Annotated in this window: 16 protein-coding genes; 12 read left to right on the top strand and 4 right to left on the bottom strand. The window is 68.1% G+C overall.

Features of this window, described 5'->3' with window-relative positions; genetic code table 11:
• Positions 1-42: 42 nt before the first annotated feature.
• The 12 genes from ACT009_RS16615 to alr all read left to right on the top strand — a co-directional run bounded on the left by ACT009_RS16615 (position 43) and on the right by alr (position 13,252).
• Entirely contained in the window at positions 43-1,881 is a 1,839-nt protein-coding gene (locus tag ACT009_RS16615) for a TonB-dependent receptor plug domain-containing protein (protein ID WP_445192157.1), read from the top strand.
• Positions 1,881-2,678: an ABC transporter substrate-binding protein gene (locus ACT009_RS16620; protein ID WP_445192158.1), complete on the top strand. Its 798-nt coding sequence runs from the start codon at positions 1,881-1,883 to the stop codon at positions 2,676-2,678. The genes ACT009_RS16615 and ACT009_RS16620 overlap by 1 nt, the downstream gene beginning before the upstream one ends.
• Positions 2,675-3,643, top strand: coding sequence for a FecCD family ABC transporter permease (locus ACT009_RS16625; protein ID WP_445192159.1), 969 nt, complete (start codon positions 2,675-2,677; stop codon positions 3,641-3,643). The genes ACT009_RS16620 and ACT009_RS16625 overlap by 4 nt, the downstream gene beginning before the upstream one ends.
• A complete protein-coding gene (locus ACT009_RS16630; RefSeq protein WP_445192160.1) occupies positions 3,634-4,407 on the top strand; it encodes an ABC transporter ATP-binding protein in 774 nt (257 codons plus the stop codon). The genes ACT009_RS16625 and ACT009_RS16630 overlap by 10 nt, the downstream gene beginning before the upstream one ends.
• 47 nt (positions 4,408-4,454) lie before the next feature.
• A complete protein-coding gene (locus ACT009_RS16635; RefSeq protein WP_445192161.1) occupies positions 4,455-5,993 on the top strand; it encodes a CoA-acylating methylmalonate-semialdehyde dehydrogenase in 1,539 nt (512 codons plus the stop codon).
• A 7-nt stretch (positions 5,994-6,000) separates the two neighbouring features.
• Positions 6,001-6,387: a hypothetical protein gene (locus ACT009_RS16640; RefSeq protein ID WP_445192162.1), complete on the top strand. Its 387-nt coding sequence runs from the start codon at positions 6,001-6,003 to the stop codon at positions 6,385-6,387.
• On the top strand, positions 6,384-7,529 hold the full coding sequence (locus ACT009_RS16645) for an acyl-CoA dehydrogenase family protein (RefSeq protein WP_445192163.1): 1,146 nt from the start codon (positions 6,384-6,386) through the stop codon (positions 7,527-7,529). The genes ACT009_RS16640 and ACT009_RS16645 overlap by 4 nt, the downstream gene beginning before the upstream one ends.
• A 151-nt stretch (positions 7,530-7,680) precedes the next feature.
• The gene (locus tag ACT009_RS16650; RefSeq protein ID WP_445192164.1) at positions 7,681-8,724 is read left to right on the top strand and encodes an enoyl-CoA hydratase/isomerase family protein; all 1,044 of its coding nucleotides are present in this window, start codon (positions 7,681-7,683) and stop codon (positions 8,722-8,724) included.
• Between the two features lie 17 nt (positions 8,725-8,741).
• On the top strand, positions 8,742-9,518 hold the full coding sequence (locus tag ACT009_RS16655) for an enoyl-CoA hydratase (RefSeq protein ID WP_445192165.1): 777 nt from the start codon (positions 8,742-8,744) through the stop codon (positions 9,516-9,518).
• A 121-nt stretch (positions 9,519-9,639) separates the two neighbouring features.
• Complete coding sequence (gene mmsB, locus ACT009_RS16660; protein ID WP_445192166.1) at positions 9,640-10,518, top strand: 3-hydroxyisobutyrate dehydrogenase; 879 nt, start codon at positions 9,640-9,642, stop codon at positions 10,516-10,518.
• Between the two features lie 57 nt (positions 10,519-10,575).
• On the top strand, positions 10,576-12,177 hold the full coding sequence (locus tag ACT009_RS16665; RefSeq protein ID WP_445192167.1) for an MFS transporter: 1,602 nt from the start codon (positions 10,576-10,578) through the stop codon (positions 12,175-12,177).
• 46 nt (positions 12,178-12,223) lie between these two features.
• Positions 12,224-13,252 (top strand): alanine racemase, encoded by a 1,029-nt coding sequence (gene alr / locus ACT009_RS16670; RefSeq protein ID WP_445192168.1) that lies wholly within the window; start codon positions 12,224-12,226, stop codon positions 13,250-13,252.
• Between the two features lie 7 nt (positions 13,253-13,259).
• On the opposite strand, the gene ACT009_RS16675 is transcribed toward alr, so the two are convergent.
• The 4 genes from ACT009_RS16675 to ACT009_RS16690 all read right to left on the bottom strand — a co-directional run bounded on the left by ACT009_RS16675 (position 13,260) and on the right by ACT009_RS16690 (position 19,858).
• A complete protein-coding gene (locus ACT009_RS16675) occupies positions 13,260-14,159 on the bottom strand; it encodes a 2OG-Fe(II) oxygenase (RefSeq protein WP_445192169.1) in 900 nt (299 codons plus the stop codon).
• An 83-nt stretch (positions 14,160-14,242) separates the two neighbouring features.
• The gene (locus ACT009_RS16680; protein WP_445192170.1) at positions 14,243-17,437 is read right to left on the bottom strand and encodes a TonB-dependent receptor domain-containing protein; all 3,195 of its coding nucleotides are present in this window, start codon (positions 17,435-17,437) and stop codon (positions 14,243-14,245) included.
• Positions 17,438-17,656: 219 nt separating this feature from the next.
• Positions 17,657-18,829 (bottom strand): acetyl-CoA C-acetyltransferase, encoded by a 1,173-nt coding sequence (locus ACT009_RS16685; protein ID WP_445192171.1) that lies wholly within the window; start codon positions 18,827-18,829, stop codon positions 17,657-17,659.
• Positions 18,830-18,865: 36 nt separating this feature from the next.
• Positions 18,866-19,858: an alpha/beta hydrolase gene (locus tag ACT009_RS16690; RefSeq protein ID WP_445192172.1), complete on the bottom strand. Its 993-nt coding sequence runs from the start codon at positions 19,856-19,858 to the stop codon at positions 18,866-18,868.
• Positions 19,859-19,874: the final 16 nt, after the last annotated feature.

Consider the following 19,874-nt stretch of genomic DNA (forward strand, 5'->3'; position numbering starts at 1 on the left):
GCTCGCGAATGGTCGCGGGCGGCACATGAAGGATGTGTCGTGATGAAATACCTGATTCTACCCGCCGCGCTGATCGCGAGCGCCGCCTCGGCGCAGACCCTGCCCGCCGACGACGATGTCGTGGTGACCGCGACCCGCGTCGAACAGTCCGCCGCCGAGGTCGGCCAGGCGGTTACGGTGATCGGGCGCGACGAGATCGAGCGCCGCCAGACGACCGTGATCGCGGAGCTTCTCGCCACCACACCGGGCGTCACCGTCACGCGGAACGGCGGGCTCGGTGGCTTCACCGGCGTGCGGATCCGCGGCGCGGAGGCCGAACAGACGCTGGTCGTGATCGACGGCATCCGCGTCAACGATCCGTCGTCGCCGGGCGGCGGGTTCGACTTCGCCAATCTGCTGTCGAGCAGCGTCGAGCGGATCGAGGTGCTGCGCGGCCCGAATTCGGTGCCGTGGGGCAGCCAGGCGATCGGCGGCGTGGTCAACATCATCACCGCCCAGGCGCGCGAAGGCGCGCAGGCGCGGGCGAGCGCCGAATATGGCTATGCGGATACCGCCTTTGCCAACGCCGCGATCTCGGGCGCCAAGAACGGTCTGTCGGGGTCGCTGAGCGGTGGTTACCTGCGCACCGACGGCATCTCCGTTGCGGCTGACGGCAGCGAGCGCGACGGGTATCGCCAATATGGCGCGAGCGGGCGGATCGGCTACGAGGTGACGCCGGGGATCGGCATCGACCTGCGCGGCTATGCCTCCGACAGCCGGACGGATCTGGATGGCTTTCCGGCGCCCACCTACACTATTGCCGACACGCCGGAATATTCGACCACGCAGGAGCTGTACGGCTATGCCGGTATCCACGCGAACACCGCGGACGGCCGCTTCAACAATCGGGTGGCGTTCACGATCGCCGACGTGAACCGCGACAATTACGACCCGACCTTCGGCGACGAGCCGTCGTTCATCGGCCGCGGGCGTACCGAGCGTTACGAATATCAGGGCGACCTCCGCCCGATCGATCGTCTCCGGCTAGTGGTCGGGGCGGAGCACGAGACCAGCCGCTATGCCGACGGCACCGACCGGTTCGATGTCGGGATCACCAGCTTCTACGGTGAGGCCATCGTCAAGCCGCTGGAGATGCTGACGATCACCGGCGGGGTGCGCAACGACGATCACGACGCGTTCGGCAACCACACGACATTCGGCGCCGACGCAGCGCTGGCGCTCGCGACCGGCACCACGGTGCGGGCGAGCTATGGCGAGGGCTTCAAGGCGCCGACGCTGTACCAACTCTACGGCCCGTACGGCACGCGGACGCTGGAGCCGGAGACCGCGCGAAACTACGATGTTGGCGTTGAGCAGGCGCTGCTCGGCGGCCGGGCAGTTGCGTCGGCGACTTATTTCAACCGTCGGACGCGCAACCAGATCGACTTCGATCTCGGCACGTTCACCTATGCGAACATCGCGCGTGCGCGGGCCGAAGGCGTCGAACTGACGCTGGCGTTGCGGCCGGCGGAGGCGCTGACTTTCTCGGCGAACTACAGCTATATCGGCAGTCGCAACCGGTCCGCGGGCGCGAATTTCGGCAACGATCTCGCGCGACGGCCCCGTCAGACGGTCAGCGCCAACGTCGATTACCGCTTCCCGTTCGGCCTGTCGGTCGGCGGGACCGTGAGCCATGTCGGCGACAGCTTCGACGATGCGGCGAATACCGTGCGCCTCGACGGCTATGTGCTGGCGAGCGTCCGGGCCGAAATGCCGATCGCGGAGCGGCTGTCGATCTATGGCCGCGTCGAGAACCTGGCGGACGAGCGATACGAGGTCGTGCGTGGCTACGGCACCTATGGCCGTGCGGCGTATGGCGGCGTGCGGTTCCGGTTCGATTGATGCGCGGCGCGATCCTCCTGGCGTCGGCGTTGGCGGGCTGCGCGCAGCCGTCGCCGGTGCCCGCCGAGGGGATCGTGTCGACCAATCCTTGCGCCGACGCGATCCTGGTGCGGCTGGTGCCGGCGTCGCGGATCGCGGCGATCAGCCATTATTCGCACGATCCGGTGGCGGGATCGCTGCCGATGGCGGTGGCGCGGCGCTATCGGGCCACGGCCGGAACGGCGGAGGAGGTCATCGCGCTTCGGCCGTCGCTGGTGCTGACCAGCAGCTTCACCCCGATCGCGACGCGCGAAGCCTATGCGCGGGCGGGGCTGAAGACGCTGGTGCTGGGATCGCCGACCAGCATCGCCGCAAGCGAGGCACAGGTGATGGAGATCGCCGACGCGGTCGGCGCGGCGGCGAAGGGGCGGGCGATGGTCGCCGGGATCGACGCGGCGGTGCGCGCAGCGCGGCCGACCCTGCGCGGCAGACCCGCCGCATTGCTGTATATCGGCGGCGATCTGGCGAACGGATCGGGGACGCTGCTCGACGAGATGATGACGTTCGCAGGCTTCTCCAACGCCGCGGCGTCCTATGGGCTCGCCTATACCGGCACGCTGCCCGCGGAGACGATCGTCGCGCGTCCGCCTGCGGTGGTGATCGCGCCGCCGGGTGACGGCCGCGCGGCGGCGCTGCGGCGCGCGTTGCTGTCGCGGACGCCCGAGGTCGCCTTCAACCGGCAGCTGGTGAATTGCGGCGGACCGACGATCGTGCCCGCGCTCGGACGGCTGGCGGCGATCAGGGCTACGCTACCATGAGCCGGACGATCCGGCTCGGGATGCTCGCCACGCTGGTGGCGATGCTGTTCGCGATGTCGCTGCTCTGCGGCAAGACGTGGGTGCCGCCGGTCGCGTTCTTCTCGGACGATCCGCGCTGGTGGATCATCCTGCAACTGCGCCTCCCGCGGGCAGTGCTCGGCTGTACGCTGGGTGCGACGCTGGGGCTGTCGGGAGCGGTGCTGCAAGGCTATCTGCGCAACCCGCTCGCGGACCCGGCGGTGGTCGGCGTGTCGTCGGCGGCGGCGCTCGGTGCGGTGGCGGCGATCGTCGCTGGGGTGACGACCGGGCCGATCGTGTTCGCGGCGGCGATGGTCGGGGCGGGCGGCGCGATGGCGTTGCTGGCAGCGCTGACCTGGCGATCGGGCAGCGCGATCGGCTTCGTACTGGCGGGGACGGTGCTCGCGAGCCTCGCGGGGGCGCTGACTGCATTCCTGATCTCGATCGCGCCGAACCCCTATATGGTCGCCGAGGTGATCGACTGGCTGATGGGCGCGCTGACCGACCGCGGCTGGAGCGACGTGACGATGGCGCTGCCGCCGATGGTGGTCGGCGCGGCGCTGCTGTTGCTGACCGCGCGCTCGCTCGACGCGCTGTCGCTGGGCGAGGCGGCGGCGCGGACGCTAGGGGTAAGCCTCGGCCGGACGCGGCTGCTGGTGGTCGCAGGTACCGGGCTGGTGGTGGGCGCCGGAGTCGCGGTGACCGGGATAGTCGGGTTCGTCGGGCTGGTGGTGCCGCATCTGCTGCGCCCGATATTCGGCCATCGCCCCGCGGCGTTGCTGGTGCCGAGTGCACTGGGCGGTGCCGCGCTGGTGCTCGCCGCGGACAGCCTGGTGCGGCTCGCGCCCGGCGCGGGCGAGGTGCGGCTCGGGGTGGCGATGGCGCTGATCGGCGCGCCGTTCTTCCTCGCGTTGCTGCTGAAGGAACGGGGGCGGGCGTGGATCTGACCTTCGACGATGTCGGGGTGACGCTCGGCGGCCGATCGGTGCTGTCGGGCATCGACGCGTCGCTGCGGCCCGGCCGGGTGACCGCGATCCTCGGGCCGAACGGTGCGGGCAAGAGCACGCTGGTGAAGGCCGCGGCGGGGCTGGTGGTGCCGGATCGGGGGCGGGTGCGGCTCGGCGACCACGACGTGGCGACGCTCGACCCGCGGGCGCGGGCGCGCGCGATCGGGTATCTGCCGCAGGACGCGGTGGTGCATTGGAACATCCTGGTGCGCGAGGTCGTCGCGCTGGGGCGGATGCCGCATGTCGCCTCGCCAACAGAAGACGCGCAGGCGATCGCGCGAGCGCTGGCGGAGACCGATACCGCGCCTTTCGCGGATCGTCCGGTCGCAGAGCTGTCGGGCGGCGAACGCGCGCGGGTGCTGCTGGCGCGGGTGTTGGCGGGCGAACCCCGATGGCTGCTGGTCGACGAGCCGCTCGCCAGCCTGGATCCGGCGCACCAGTTCGATCTGCTCGACCGGCTGCGGGACGTCGCGCGGGCGGGTGCGGGGGTGGTGATGGTGCTCCACGACCTCGCGCATGCGGCGCGGATCGCGGACGATGTACTGGTGCTCGACGCGGGAAGGCTGGTCTCCACCGAGCTGTCGCCCGCGGTCGTCGCCGAGGTGTTCGGGGTGACCGTCGTCGAGGTGGCGGATGCCGACGGGCGGGCGCGGTTGGTGCCGACCGGGCGGGTCCGACCGCCGCTCCCGGGGGTTGTACCGTGAAGGTCGCGGTGAGATAGACGCGCCAGCCATAGAGCCTGGAGAGTGTAATGCGGATCATCGACCATCACATCGTCGGGAATCCGGCCGACGGCGGTGGCGGCGGCGGCCGCACCGGCGAGATCTTCGATCCCAACACCGGCAAGGTCCAGGCGAGCGTGACGCTCGGTACGCAGGCCGATCTGGACCGCGCGGTGGCGGCGGCGCAGGCGGCGCAGCCGGCCTGGGCGGCGACCAACCCGCAGCGGCGCGCACGCGTCATGTTCAACTTCAAGGCGCTCGTCGAAGCCAATATGGACGAGCTGGCCCGGCTGCTCTCGTCCGAACACGGCAAGGTGATCGCGGATAGCAAGGGCGATATCCAGCGCGGGCTCGAGGTGATCGAGTTCTGCTGCGGCATCCCGCACGTGCTGAAGGGCGAATACACACAAGGCGCCGGCCCGGGGATCGACGTCTATTCGATGCGCCAGCCGCTCGGCATCGGCGCCGGGATCACGCCGTTCAACTTTCCGGCGATGATCCCTTTGTGGATGTCCGGCGTGGCGATCGCGACCGGCAACGCGTTCATCCTGAAACCCAGCGAGCGCGATCCTTCGGTGCCGGTGCGGCTCGCCGAGCTGTTCCGCGAGGCGGGGCTGCCCGAGGGCATCCTGCAGGTGCTGCACGGCGACAAGGAGATGGTCGACGCGATCCTAGATCATCCGGCGATCAGTGCGGTGAGCTTCGTCGGCTCGTCGGACATCGCGCATTATGTCTACCGCCGCGGGGTTGCGGCGGGGAAGCGGGTGCAGGCGATGGGCGGCGCCAAGAATCACGGCATCGTCATGCCCGACGCCGATCTCGACCAGGTCGTCGCCGATCTGTCGGGTGCAGCATTCGGGTCGGCCGGCGAGCGCTGCATGGCACTGCCGGTGGTGGTGCCGGTCGGCCAGAAGACCGCGGATGCGCTGCGCGAGAAGCTGATCCCGGCGATGGCGGCGCTGCGCGTCGGGGTATCGACCGATGATCAGGCGCATTACGGCCCGGTGGTGAATGCTGCGCACAAGACGCGGGTCGAGAACTGGATCCAGACCGGGGTCGACGAGGGCGCCGAGTTGGTCGTCGACGGACGCGGCTTCTCGCTACAGGGGCACGAGGAGGGCTTCTTCATCGGCCCGACGCTGTTCGACCATGTCACTACCGAGATGAGCGCGTACAAGGAGGAGATCTTCGGGCCGGTGCTCCAGATCGTCCGCGCGACCGACTTCGACCATGCGGTGCGGCTGCCGAGCGAGCATCAGTACGGCAACGGCGTCGCGATCTTCACCCGCAACGGCCATGCGGCGCGCGAGTTCGCGGCGCGGGTGAACGTCGGCATGGTCGGGATCAACGTGCCGATCCCGGTACCGGTGGCGTATCACAGCTTCGGCGGGTGGAAGCGGTCGGCGTTCGGCGACACCAACCAGCACGGCATGGAAGGCGTCAAGTTCTGGACCAAGGTCAAGACGATCACCCAGCGCTGGCCGGACGGTTCGGCGCTGCCGGCGATGGCCGAGGACGGCGGCCCGGCGCGCAACAACGACGCGTTCGTCATCCCGACGATGGGCTAGCCCAAGCGTGTCGCCGCCGCCGTTCGAGGTTCGCTACGATCGCCTTCGGCGGCGGCTGTACTGGACGATGCGCGGATTGTGGACGATGGCCGATGTCGCGGGGTTCGTCGGCGCATTGCGGGCGGCGGTGGCGCCGCTGGGCGCGCCGCCGTTCGACTATGACGGGTTGTGCGATTCACGCGACTTCAAGGTGCAGCCGCGCGACGTCAGCGAGGCTCTGGGCCAGATCGACGATGCCAGCCGGGCGATGCGCCAGGGGCGTACCGCGGTGGTGGTAGGCAGCATGATGAACAAGCTACAGGCCGAACGGACGCTGAAATCGTCCGGAACGCGTATCTTCCTGACGATGGACGAAGCCGAAACCTGGCTCAACGACGGATCCAAACAGCCATGACCGACCAGTTCGACCTTTCCGACGACCAGCGCGAGATCCAGGATCTGGCGCGGCGCTTCACCGCCGATCGGATCAGCCCGCACGCAGCGGAATGGGACGAGAAACACATCTTTCCGCGCGACACGATCGAGGCGGCGGCGGAGCTCGGCTTCGCTTCGATCTACGTCAGCGAGGAGAGCGGCGGGATCGCGCTCGGGCGGCTGGAGGCGGCGCTGATCATGGAGGCGATGGCCTATGGCTGCCCGTCGACCAGCGCCTTCATCTCGATCCACAACATGGCGTCATGGATGATCGACCGGTTCGGATCGCAAACGGTGAAGGACAAGTATCTGCCGAGCCTGGTGACGATGGACCGGCTGGCGAGCTATTGCCTGACCGAGCCGGGTTCGGGCTCCGACGCGTCGGCACTGAAGACCAAGGCGGTGCGCGACGGCGACGACTGGATCGTCACCGGATCGAAGCAGTTCATCTCGGGCGCGGGCGAGAACGAGGTCTATGTGACCATGGTCCGTACCGGCGAGGAGGGGCCGAAGGGCATCTCCGCGCTGGTGATCGAGAAGGACATGGCCGGCGTGTCGTTCGGCGCCAACGAACGCAAGCTCGGCTGGCATTCGCAGCCGACGCGCCAGGTTATCTTCGACGGCGTGCGGGTGCCGGGCGAGAACCTCGTCGGTGGCCTGGGCGAGGGGTTCCGGATCGCGATGATGGGGCTCGACGGCGGCCGGCTCAACATCGGGGCGTGTTCATTGGGTGGCGCGCAGCGCTGCCTGGACGAGGCGATCGCCTATACCAAGGAGCGCAAGCAGTTCGGCAAGCCGATCGCAGATTTCCAGAACACCCAGTTCATGCTCGCCGACATGGCGACCGAGCTGGAGGCGGCACGCTACCTGCTCTACGTCGCCGCGGCGAAGGTGACCGCGAACGCGCCCGACAAGACCAAGTTCGCGGCGATGGCGAAGCGGCTGGCGACCGACACGGGTTCGTCAGTGGTCGACCGGGCGCTGCAGCTGCACGGCGGCTACGGTTATCTGATGGACTATCCGATCGAGCGTTTCTGGCGCGACCTGCGGGTGCATTCGATCCTGGAAGGCACCAACCAGGTGATGCGGATGATCGTCGGCCGCGAGCTGACCCGGCAGTGAGCGGGGTGGCGCAATTCCTCCCCGTAACGGGGAGGGGGACCGCTCGCGCAGCGAGGGGTGGAGGGGGCGTGCCTCAGGCGGCAGCGTGCGGGGAGAGCCCCCTCCACCAGCCTGCGGCTGGTCCCCCTCCCCTTGCAGGGGAGGAGTTACGATGATCGACGACCTGCTCGTATCGGTCGACGGTTCCATCGGCAGGATCCGGCTCAACCGGCCGAAGGCGCTGCACGCGTTGACGACCGCGATGTGCGCCGCGGTGCTCGATGCACTGGAGGCCTGGCGCGAGGATCTCGCGGTCGAGGCAGTGGTGATCGACCATGCCGAGGGGCGCGGCTTCTGCGCTGGTGGCGACATCCGGATGCTGGCGGAATCGGGCGCGGCGGACGGTGTCGAGGCGCGGGCGTTCTTCCACACCGAATACCGGATGAACCACCGGCTGTTCACCTATGCCAAGCCGGTCGTCGCGGTGATGGACGGGATCACGATGGGCGGCGGGGTCGGGCTCGCGTTGCCGTGCACCTTCCGGATCGCGACCGCCAACACCCGGCTGGCGATGCCCGAGACCGGGATCGGGCTGTTCCCCGATGTCGGTGCGGGCTGGTATCTGTCGCGGCTGCCGGGTCGGATCGGCCAGTATCTGGCGCTGACCGGCTATAGGCTCGACGGCGCCGAGTGCCGCGCGCTGGGGCTGGCGACGCACTTTCTGGATGCCGCGTCGCTCGACGAGGCGAAGCACCGGATCGGCGAAGCGCCGCAGGAGATCGCGGCGACGCTGGATGCGCTGGCCGTGCCCGCGGGCGAGGCGAAGCTGCTGGCGAACCGCGAAGCGATCGACCGGCTGTTCGCGAGCGACACGCTGGAGGAGATCTACGCGGCGCTGGAAGCCGATGGCTCGGACTTCGCCACGACGACGCTCGCGACGCTGCGCACCAAATCGCCGCAGACGATGAAGGTGTCGCTGCGGCTGCTGAAGGACGGGGCGGGGATGGCGACGTTCGCCGACGAGATGGCGCATGAATATGCGGTCGGCACGCGCGTCGTGCAGCGCCACGACTTCCTCGAAGGGGTGCGCGCGGTGATCGTCGACAAGGACAATGCACCGCGCTGGGACCCCGCCGAGCCCGAGGGCGTGACCGACCACGTGATCGACCAGATCTTCGCCCCGCTCTCGCCCGACGAGGCGTGGACGCCCGCATGACCGAACAGGAACGACCGATGACCGATTACGCAACCATCCTCGTCGAGCAGCGCGGGGCGGTGACACTCGTCACGCTCAATCGGCCGCAGGCGCTGAACGCACTCAATTCGCAGGTGCTGGCGGATCTGCTCGCCGCGTTCGCCGACTTCGATGCGGACCCGTCGCGGGGTTGCGCGGTGCTGACCGGCAGCGAGAAGGCGTTCGCGGCTGGCGCGGACATCAAGGAGATGTCGTCGCAGGGCTTCGCGGCGATGTACGGCGGCGACTTCTTCGCAGGATATGACCGGTTCACGCAGACGAGGAAGCCGGTGATCGCGGCGGTCGCGGGCTATGCGCTCGGCGGCGGGTGCGAGCTGGCGATGATGTGCGATTTCATCCTGGCGGCGGACACCGCCAAGTTCGGCCAGCCCGAGATCAAGCTGGCGGTTTCGCCGGGCATGGGCGGGTCGCAGCGGCTGACCCGTGCGGTCGGCAAGGCGAAGGCGATGGAAATGTGCCTGACCGGGCGGATGATGGACGCCGCCGAGGCCGAACGCGCGGGGCTGGTCAGCCGGATCGTGCCCGCTGCCGAGCTGGTCGAGGATGCGGTGAAGACCGCCGCGACGATCGCGGCGATGGCGCCGCTCGCGGTGCTCGCCAACAAGGAGATGGTCGACGCGGCGTTCGAGACCGGCCTGGCAATGGGCGTGCAATTCGAGCGGCGGCTGTTTCACGGGCTCTTCGGGACCGAGGACCAGAAGGAAGGCATGGCGGCCTTCGTCGAGAAGCGCGCGGGCGTTTGGACCGGTAGCTGACATCATTCCCCTCCCGCTTGCGGGAGGGGTTAGGGGAGGGCTTGTCCCTCGCAACAACATCCTCGCTCGCGGACAGGCCCTCCCCCAGCCCCTCCCGCGAAGCGGGAGGGGAGTTTTAGATATGGCACGTGTCGCATTCATCGGGCTCGGCAACATGGGTGGCGGGATGGCCGCCAACCTCGCGAAGAAGGGGCACGACGTCCGTGCCTTCGACCTGTCGGCCGATGCGCTGGCGCGGGCGGAGGCGGCCGGGTGTCTTGCCGCCAACGACGCTTCGGCGGCGATCGCGGGCGCCGAGGCGATCGTCACGATGCTGCCTGCGGGCACGCACGTCGAGAGCGTGTACACCGACGCGGTGTTCGGCAGCGCCGCGCCGACCGCGATCCTGATCGACTGTTCGACGATCGACGTCGCCACCGCCAAGCGGGTCGCGGAGGCGGCGCTCGCCAAGGGGCTGACCGCGGTCGACGCGCCGGTGTCCGGCGGGATCGGCGCCGCCAATGCGGGGACGCTGACCTTCATGGTCGGTGGCAGCGCGGAGGGCTTCGCGCGCGCCGAACCGTTCCTGGCGGACATGGGCAAGGCGGTGATCCACGCCGGCGCCTCCGGTGCGGGGCAGGCGGCGAAGATCTGCAACAACATGCTGCTCGGGGTGACGATGGCGGGGACGTGCGAGGCGTTCCTGCTCGCGGAGAAGCTCGGGCTCGACGCGCAGAAGTTCTACGATATCGCCAGTGTATCGTCGGGGCAGAGCTGGTCGATGACGAGCTATTGCCCGGTGCCCGGGGTCGGGCCGGACACACCTGCCGACCATGATTATCAGGGCGGCTTCGCGGCCGCGCTGATGCTGAAGGACCTGCGGCTCGCGATGGCCGCGGCCGAGGACAGCGGCGCGTCCACGCCGATGGGCGCAAAGGCACGCGGATTGTACGAGCGGCTGGCCGAGCAGGGTCAAGGCGGGCTCGACTTCTCGGCGCTGATCCGGATGCTGCGCGGGTAGCGAGGCTTGCCGAACCCCGCGATCGCGCTAGACCTGCCAGGCAAGGGGAGCGGGCATATGGCGGATACGATCATGGTCGACGGGGAGGCCGCGGCACCGCCGCCGTCGGCGAAGGACATCCGCCTCGTCATCGGCGCGTCGTCGCTCGGCACCGTGTTCGAATGGTACGACTTCTTCATCTACGGCACGCTCGCCGCGTCGGGAATCATCGGGCGGACCTTCTTCCCCGCGGGTAACGAGGTGGTGCAAACCCTGCTCGCCTGGGCGGGCTTCGCGGTCGGCTTCGGCTTTCGCCCGCTCGGCGCCGTGCTGTTCGGCTATCTCGGCGATCGGCTCGGGCGCAAATACACGTTCCTGGTGACGATCACGCTGATGGGCGTCGCGACCGCGGGGGTCGGGCTGGTCCCGTCGGCGGCGACGATCGGCTATGCCGCGCCGGCGCTCGTGCTGCTGCTGCGGATCATGCAGGGGCTGGCGCTGGGCGGCGAATATGGCGGCGCCGCGATCTACGTCGCCGAACATTCGCCGCGCGGCAAATCGGGGTTCTACACCAGCTTCATCCAGGCGGGCGTCGTCGGCGGCTTCATCCTCAGCCTGGGGGTGGTGCTGGCGACCAGGGGGGTGCTGTCGTCGGCGGCGTGGACCGCGGGGGGCTGGCGCTTTCCGTTCCTGTTCTCGATCCTGCTGCTCGCGGTCTCGCTGTGGATGCGGCTGAAGCTGTCGGAAAGCCCGGTGTTCGTGAAGATGCGCGCGGCGGGCGAGCGCGCGGGCAATCCGCTGATCGAGAGCTTCACCTATCCGGGCAATCTGCGGCGGATGATCGTCGCGCTATTCGGGATCGCGGCGGGGCTGACGGTGATCTGGTACACCGCGATGTTCACGGTGCTGTCGTTCCTGCAGACGACGATGCGGGTCGACGAGACGGTGGCGCAGCTGATCACCGGGGCGGGAGCGCTGGCGGGGCTCGGCTGGTTCGTGCTGTTCGGCTGGCTGTCGGACCGGGTCGGGCGCAAGACGCCGATCGTGATCGGCTATGCGATGACGCTGCTGCTGCTGTTCCCGATCTTCTGGACGATCGGCGCCGCCGCGAACCCGGCGCTGGCCCGCGCGGCGGACCGCGCGCCGGTGATCGTCGCGGGACCGCACTGCGCCTACAGCCCGTTCGCGACCAAGCAGGCCGACGAATGCGGGCAGTTGCTCGACTATTTCTCGAAGAAGGGCGTTCCCTACACCAAGCGCGTCACCCCGGTGACGATGGTGTCGATCGGAGGCGAGCCGATCGCGGATCACCGCCCCGCCGCGCTCGATGCGGCGCTGACGCGCGCGGGATACGACCTGACCAAGGTCACGCCGTCGGCCAGCAACATCCTGGTGATCTTCCTCGCGATCCTGGTCATGGGGGCGCTGTGCGGAGTCACCTTTGGGCCGGTCGCGGCGCTGCTGTCGGAGATGTTCCCGCCCGCGATCCGCTACAGCTCGCTGTCGATTCCCTACCATATCGGCACCGGATATTTCGGCGGGTTCCTGCCGTTCATCAGCCAGTACATCGTCGCGCGGACCGGGGATCCCTTCGCCGGGCTGTGGTACACCATGGCGGTGGTGGCGATGGCGCTGGTGGTGACGGTGATCGGATTGAACGAGAAGGAACTCGTCCGCTGATCGCAGCGCCATCGACGCTCGCCGCAGAGGCGACTATCGGGACGCGGTGACCGTCGCTTCGCCACTTCGCCTTCGCCTCGACTCCGCCGCGCTGACCGGGAACTGGCGCGCGCTCGATCGGCTCGCGGGCCGGGCGGCGTGCGGTGCGGCGGTGAAGGCCGACGGCTATGGGCTTGGCGCGATCGAGGTGGCGCGGCGCCTGGCGGTGGCCGGCTGCCGCGACTTCTTCGTCGCCAGCTGGGCAGAGGCGGCGGCGCTGGCACCGCTGGGCCTGACGGTGTCGGTGCTGCACGGCGTCCGCGCCGAGGACATGGCGGCGGCGGCGACCGGCATCGCGCGGCCGGTACTCGACACCGAGGCGCAGGTCGCGCGCTGGCGGGCCGCCGGGGGCGGCGCGTGCGACGTGATGGTCGATACCGGCATGAACCGGCTCGGCGTGTCGCCCGCGGCGGTCGCGGGCGGTTTGCTCCACGGGCTCGAGATCGAGACGCTGATGAGCCACCTCGCCTGCGCCGACGAGGACAGCGCGATGAACGAACGCCAGCGCGCCGCCTTCGCCGCGCTGGCCGGGGTGACGGGCGCACAGCGGATGAGCCTTGCCAATTCGGCGGGCATCGGGCTGGGCGAGGCGTACGCGTTCGACCTCGTTCGCCCCGGTCTCGCGCTATATGGCGGGGTGCCGCGTGCGGCGTTCGCGGGCGTGCTCCACCAGGTCGTGACGCCCGAGGCACAAATCCTCCAGCGCCGCAGCGTCGCCGCGGGCGAGACGGTCGGCTACAACGCCACCTGGACCGCCGCCGCGCCGACCGAAGTCGCGATCCTCAACATCGGCTATGCGGATGGGTATCGACGAGCGTTTTCCGATGGCGGAACTGCCGAAGAGGGCACGCTCGCGGTACTCGGGCGGGTGTCGATGGATCTGCTTGCAGTGGACGTCACCGCAAGGCCGGACCTCGGTGAGGGGCAGTGGGTAGCGCTCGACTATGCCTTACCGTCGGCGTCGGCGCTGTCGGGTATGTCGCAGTATGAATTGCTCACGGGTTTAGGCGCGCGCTTCGCTCGCGTGTGGCGGTAGCGCGCGATCAGGCCGCTTCGGGGCCGGCCCACATGTCGAACGGTCGCGCCCTGATCCAGCGGGTGGCGAGCCACTTCACGCCCTGCGTGACGGGTAGCCCGGCGTGATCTGCCCTGGGATCAGGCCGGCCGGCTGCGTCGATGTTGACGAACATGATCGCATCGCCGGCAGCAGGCGCGATCGTTAGGTCCGGCTTCGGGAAGTAGGTCTCTCCGCCGACAAACCCGTCGTTCAGGTAAATCAAAACGGTCTTGATCCGCTGGTTTTTGGCGCTGCCGATCGCGTCGTGATGCAGCCGGAATTGCTGCGCCGGCCGATATCGCAACACTGACAGTGCCTCGCCTTGGTCGACTTGCGTTCCACTGACCGCGGCAACACGCATGTTGATCGCGCGGACGACCAGATCCTCGCGGGTTGGCCCGATCACCGCGCCATCGGAGGTCCTGATCGGATGCTCGCGCAGCTTACCGGTAGCGGGGTCGACGACATGCGAAGGCTCGAGAATATCCTGCACCGCGCCCGCGAGATGAGTGCATTCGTCGCGCGACAATAGCCGGGGCAACCGGACGACGTCGGGCGTGTCGCTGAGCCGCTCGAGTGACGGGAATGTCTTGGGGGCGCCGTCCGGATCGATTGCCATCGCCTCCACCAGCGCTAATTGGCGCTCCGCTACCGGGTCGGCGACGGCCGCTTTGCGGAGGAGAGCCAGTGCGCCGCGCCAATCGGCAGGTGAGCCGCTGCCGTTGGCGGTCATCGCCACTTCAATGAGTGCGCCGTCCACATGCCCGATCGTCACGGCTCGACGGATCAGTGCACGCGCTGCCTTCAAATCCCGCGCGACCATCGTGTCGACCGCTGCTTGCATCAGGCCATCTGCGGTCACGGCGTCGGCTGGATCTGATCGCATCGTTGCAGGTTAGCCCCGGTAGCAGCCAAAAGGAAAGGCCGGAGGATCGCTCCCCCGGCCCTTCGATCGCAATCCGGCAAGTCTTAGAACTTGGCGCGGAACCCAACGTAGAACGAACGACCCTTGTTCTCGAACAGACCGGTGTTGCCGATGTTGTCCGAGCTCGCACCGATACCAGTGGACCCATAGGGCCCGAACTTGTTGGTGAGGTTGTCGATGCCGCCGTACATGGCGAACGCATCGTTGATGGCCACTTCGGCACGGACGTCATGATAGTAGACGTTCGGGTAGAAGCGCGGATCCGAATAGTCGGGGTTCTGCGGCGGCTGCCCGTTGACCGAATAGGTATTTTCGGCCGCACCGAACACCTGCTTGCCGATCCAGCGGAACTGGTAGCCGAAGGTGAAGCTTCCTACGGTGCCGTCCAAATTGGCAGTCAGGCGATCCTTCGGCGTGCCGGCTTCGCTCATGATCCGATCCGAGAAGCTCGAATCGGTCGGGTCGGTGAAGTCGTCACGCTGCAGGACGCGCGTGTAGTTCGCACGGAAGTTCGCGAGAACCGGGCCGAAGCTGTGGCGATAGGCCAGCTCTGCGTCGATGCCGCGCGCCTTCAACTTCGCGAAGTTGAAGGTGGACGCGAGCAGCGAGCTCTCAAGAACCTGGAACGCGATCTCGCCACGCGGTCCGCCGCCAGCGCCGGCGCGGGTGAAGAGGTTGCAGAACGGGTTGTTGAGATCGGACGAGTCGTAGCAGTTGTTGAGGATGGTCTGCGCATCGATCGAAGCGATGACCTTGTTCACGGTGATGTTGAAGTAATCGACCGTGAGCGAGAGGCCGGGGATGAAGCGCGGTGCCAGGATCGCGCCGACCGTGTAGTTGTCGGACGATTCCTCGGTCAGGTTGGGGTTGCCGCCCGACAGGATGTCCAACGACTGCGTATAGACGAAGTCGTAGTTGGCGGGACGCCCGGCTGCGGCGCAATTGGCAGCTCGGTTCGCCGAACCGGCATTCAAGTTACGGGCCGCGCAGGGATCGTTCGGCGCCGGAGCGAAGTTCTGCCCCTGGGCCGAATACAGCTCGGTCAGGTTCGGTGCGCGGATTGCGCGGGTGTAGCTGCCGCGCAACGTGATGTCCTCGATCGGACGCCACACCGCTTCGCCGCCATAGGAGTAAACGGTGCCGGTTGCGCCCTTATAGTCGGAGATACGACCCGAGCCGCTGATCGTCAGTTCCTTGAAGAAGGGCATGTCCTTCAGCAGCGGGATCCGGACCTCGCCGAACGCTTCCTTCACTTCGAACGACGGTGCGTTGAAAGAAGGAATCGCGTTGTAGAAGGCGTAACCCTGCTGGGTCAGGTCATCGAGCTCATACTTAAGCGTTTCGCGGCGATATTCGCCACCGAACGAGAAGCCGATGGCCCCGCCGGGAAGCTCGAACAACTGGCTAAGATCGCCCGAGACGAAGCCGTTGGCGACGAACTGCGTGATCTTGCCGCTGGCGCGGGAATTGACCGTCACATAGTCGCGCGCGGCTTGGCTGAGCGTGCCCTGGCCAAACGGATTTATCGGCTGGCAAGCTGCGATGTCCGCCGCGAGCAGCGCCGGATTTGCGGCGTTGCCGTCAGCGTCCTGCACATAGGCGACCGCAGCGGTCGGATCGATCTGTGACCGGCAAACGATCTGGCCGGCAGCGTTCCGCGTCGTGTCGATGCCCAGCAGATAGCGCTGGACGTTTACGTTCGAGATGATCTTGTTCTTCTCGTGATGCTCGCCGTAGTTCGCCGAGACCTCGTAGCTCCAGTCGCCGTTGAACTCGCCGCGGACGCCTGCAACGCCACGATAGGTTTCGCGGATGATGCGCTCGTCGCGAATGCCAAAGTCCAGCCAGTTCCGGCGAACCGCGATGCGGGTGGCATCCGTCGATGCCGATCCGCCCGCCGTGCGAAGCGCCACGATCTGGGCACGCGCCTGGGCGCTCAGGTAGGGATTATCGAGGCGGATCGTCTCGCGGTTACCGAGCGGGGTGCCCGGATCGCCAAGGGTGGTGCCCTGCGCGAAGAACGGACCGCTCTGCGAACCCTGTGCGGTCGACTTGACGTACTTGGCTTCGAAGAACGGCACGAAGGCATTCGAAACCTCGAAGTGGCCGAGGACGTTCGCGGAGATGCGCTCGAGGTTCGGCGACAGCGTCGCCAGCGCGCCCTCACGTCCCGAATAGCCGTTGCCGCCCAGGAAGCTGCCGTTCGGCGCGAGGCCCACGCGCTGGCCCGTCTGCGGGACCAACGAGCCGTCGGGCTGGAAGAAGTAGATGCAGTTGTAGGCCGCGCCGGTGGCGTCGCGACCGCAGGCACCCGAGGGGCTTGCGACATTGTACAGGCCACCGAGCGAGATCGTCGAGGAGCGGATGTCCTTCAGATACACGCGGTCGGGATTGCCGTCGCTGGAGGTAGCGCCGGTGTCGGAGTCAACCACGACCAGGCCGTTCGCCTGACGGAGCTTGGGCCGGCCCGATGCGAAATAATCGCCCTGGTGCGCGTATTCCAGGTTGACGGCAATGTTGCCGCGACCCTCGGCGAAGTTGGTGCCGGCGAGTGCGGAGACATACTGGTTGCCGCCATCGCCATACTGGCTGACGCCTGACTGACCGCGAACCTGGAAGCCCTGAAAATCCTGCTTCAGCTTGAAGTTGACCGCGCCCGCGATCGCGTCCGACCCGTACACTGCCGAGCCGTAGCCGGTCAGCACGTCGACGCTCTCGATGAGGTCGGTCGGCAGCGTGTTGATGTCGGGCGAGACACCGCTGTTCAGCACGTCGCCAGCGACATGGCGACGGCCGTTGACCAGCACCAGCGTGCGCTGAGTGCCAAGGTTACGCAGATCGATCAAGTTGAGGCCGCGCGTACCGAGGAAGCGCGTCGACTGCTGCTGGCTGAAGGTGGTGGCAAGCTGCGGAAGTTCGTTCAGAATGTCGCCGACCGAGATCTTGCCGGTCTGAAAGAATTCTGCGCCCGAAACGGTGGTGATCGGTGCACCTGAATCGAGGTTGGGTCGACGGATGCGCGACCCGGTGATGACGACGTCGCCATTGTCGCTAGCGTCCGACGTGCCTGGCGCGTCCGAGGTCGCGACCGTTGCGCCAGTGCTGTCCTGCGTCGCTGCTTGAGCAGCGACATCGCCCTGCGTAGGCGTAGCGGCAGGCGCGGTCTGCGCGAAGGCAGCGGGCGCCAGGGAGAGCGATCCGGCCAGCGCCGTCGCCGATAGCAAGGTAGTGAACTTCATTGAATACCCCAATAACGTAAGCCAGCCTTCGCGGCCGGTCTGGGGTCCAGAATGGGTTCAGAGGCTAACGACGAGCAAGCAAAACATTAAGCAGATGTTCATTTTCGAGGGCTCTGTCGTGGAAATGTCACACGTTTGGACCTGCCAAGCATGCGACTTTGCAGAAATATTTTGTTTCGATGCATATGCGCAAGATTCGAAGGCGGACGTTTTGCATGCTCACCGCTCCACGCACATCGCGATGCCCATGCCTCCGCCGATGCACAGCGTCGCCAGGCCCTTCTTGGCGTCGCGCTTCTGCATTTCGTAGATCAGCGTCGTCAGCACCCGCGCGCCGCTGGCGCCGATCGGGTGGCCGATCGCGATCGCGCCGCCGTTGACGTTGACCTTGTCGGCATCCCAGCCGAGTTCCTTGCCGACCGAAAGGGCCTGGGCGGCGAAGGCTTCGTTGGCTTCGATCAGGTCGAGATCGGCGATCGTCCAGCCGGCCTTTTCGAGCGCGCGGCGGGTGGCGGGGACCGGGCCGATGCCCATGATCGAGGGGTCGACCCCCGCGCTGGCCCAGCTCTTGATCGTGGCGAGGATCGGGCTGCCGCGGCGCTCGGCCTCCTCGCGGCTCATGATCACCAGCGCGGCGGCGCCGTCGTTGAGGCCGCTGGCATTGGCGGCGGTGACGGTGCCGTCCTTCTTGAATGCCGGGCGCACGCCGGAGACGCTGTCCAACGTCGCGCCGGCGCGGATATATTCATCGTCGGCGACGATGGTGTCGCCCTTGCGGCCCTTGATCGTCACCGGGGCGATCTCGTCCTTGAAGCGGCCCGATGCGCGGGCGGCTTCGGCGTGGTTCTGCGAGCGGATCGAGAAGGCGTCCTGATCGGCGCGGGTCACCTGATACTGCTCGGCGAGGTTCTCGGCGGTGATGCCCATGTGATAGCCGTTGAAGACGTCGGTCAGGCCGTCCTTCACCATCGTATCGACCAGCGCGAGGTCGCCCATCTTCTGGCCGCCGCGCATCGTCTGCGCATGGGCGCTGAGCGACATCGATTCCTGACCGCCGGCGACGACGATCGTGGCGTCGCCGGTCGCGACCGCCTGGCAGGCGAGCGCCACGGCGCGCAGCCCGGAGCCGCAGACCTGGTTGACGCCCCAGGCGGGAACCTCCTTGGGGATGCCGGCGGCCATCGACGCCTGGCGCGCGGGGTTCTGGCCCTGCGCCGCGGTCAGGACCTGGCCGAGAATCACCTCCGACACCTCGTCGCCGCTGATGCCGGCCTGCGCCAGCGCCGCCTCGATCGCGATCCGGCCGAGTTCGTGCGCGGGGGTCGCGGCGAAGGCGCCGAGGAAGCTGCCGACCGGGGTGCGCTTGGCGGCGGTGATCACGATGTCGGTCATCACGGGTCCTTCTTGAATGGTTGGCGCTCCCATAGGCTAGGCGAGCGCATCGATCCAGTCGGCTAGGGGCGTCCATAGCTGGTCACGCGCGCGGCCGCCGACGATCATCCCGACATGGCCGATCGACAGGTCGCGGCGGTCGCGGAGGCCGGCGGCGGTGGCGGCGGGCACGATCCGGTCGGTGCGCGAGACGAACTCGATCGCGGGGCAGTCGAGCGCGTCCGGATCGACCGGGCGGCCACCGACGAGCCATTCGCCGCGGCCGGGCAGGTCGGCGGCGACGAGATCTTCGAACAGCGAGCGGCCCGCGGCGAAGGGCAGCGGCGCGCCGGCGTTCGCCCAATCCTCGAGCCGGACGAAGCTGCGTGCCGCGTCGCTGTCGGGATCGAGCGTGGCGAAGCGTTCGTACTTGGCAACGGTACGCGCGGGGTCGAGCTGCCAGAAGCCCGCCTGCAGCACCTCCATCGGCACCACGCCCAACGCCTCGCACCCTGGCCGGGCGCTGGCCCACATCGCCGCGATAGCCCGGCGCGCGTCGCCATAGCCCGCGAAGCGCCACGGCGCAGCGATCGTGGCGAGCCCAGCGACCGGGGTGATCGAGGCGGCGGCGAGCGCAATAGTTCCACCTAGGCAATAGCCGACCAGCGCGGGCGGCGCGTCGAGCGTTTCGATTAGCGGCACCAGCAGCCGTTCGACATGCGCGACGATATCGAGACCGCGGTCCGCGTCGCCGGGCATGCCCCAGTCGACCAGCCAGGGGTGGAGCCCGCGTCCGGCGAGCCATCGCAGCAGGGAGCGATCGGGGCCCAGATCGAGGATGTCGGGCGGGTTGATCAGCGACGGTACGACGACGACGTGGCGCCCGGTCGCGCCGGGCAGGCCGTAGTCGCGCAAGCAGACACGGCTGGCGCGGTGCGGCGCGGCGGGCGGCGGCTCGACCGGTAGGCGTGGAGCCGATTGATAGGCCTGCAATCCCGCCATTGCCGCCGCCAAGCGCTCCGGCGATGCTGCGGTTTCGCTGCGCAGCATGTCGAGGAACAGCGGC

Source organism: Sphingomonas sp. Tas61C01 (assembly GCF_052567495.1).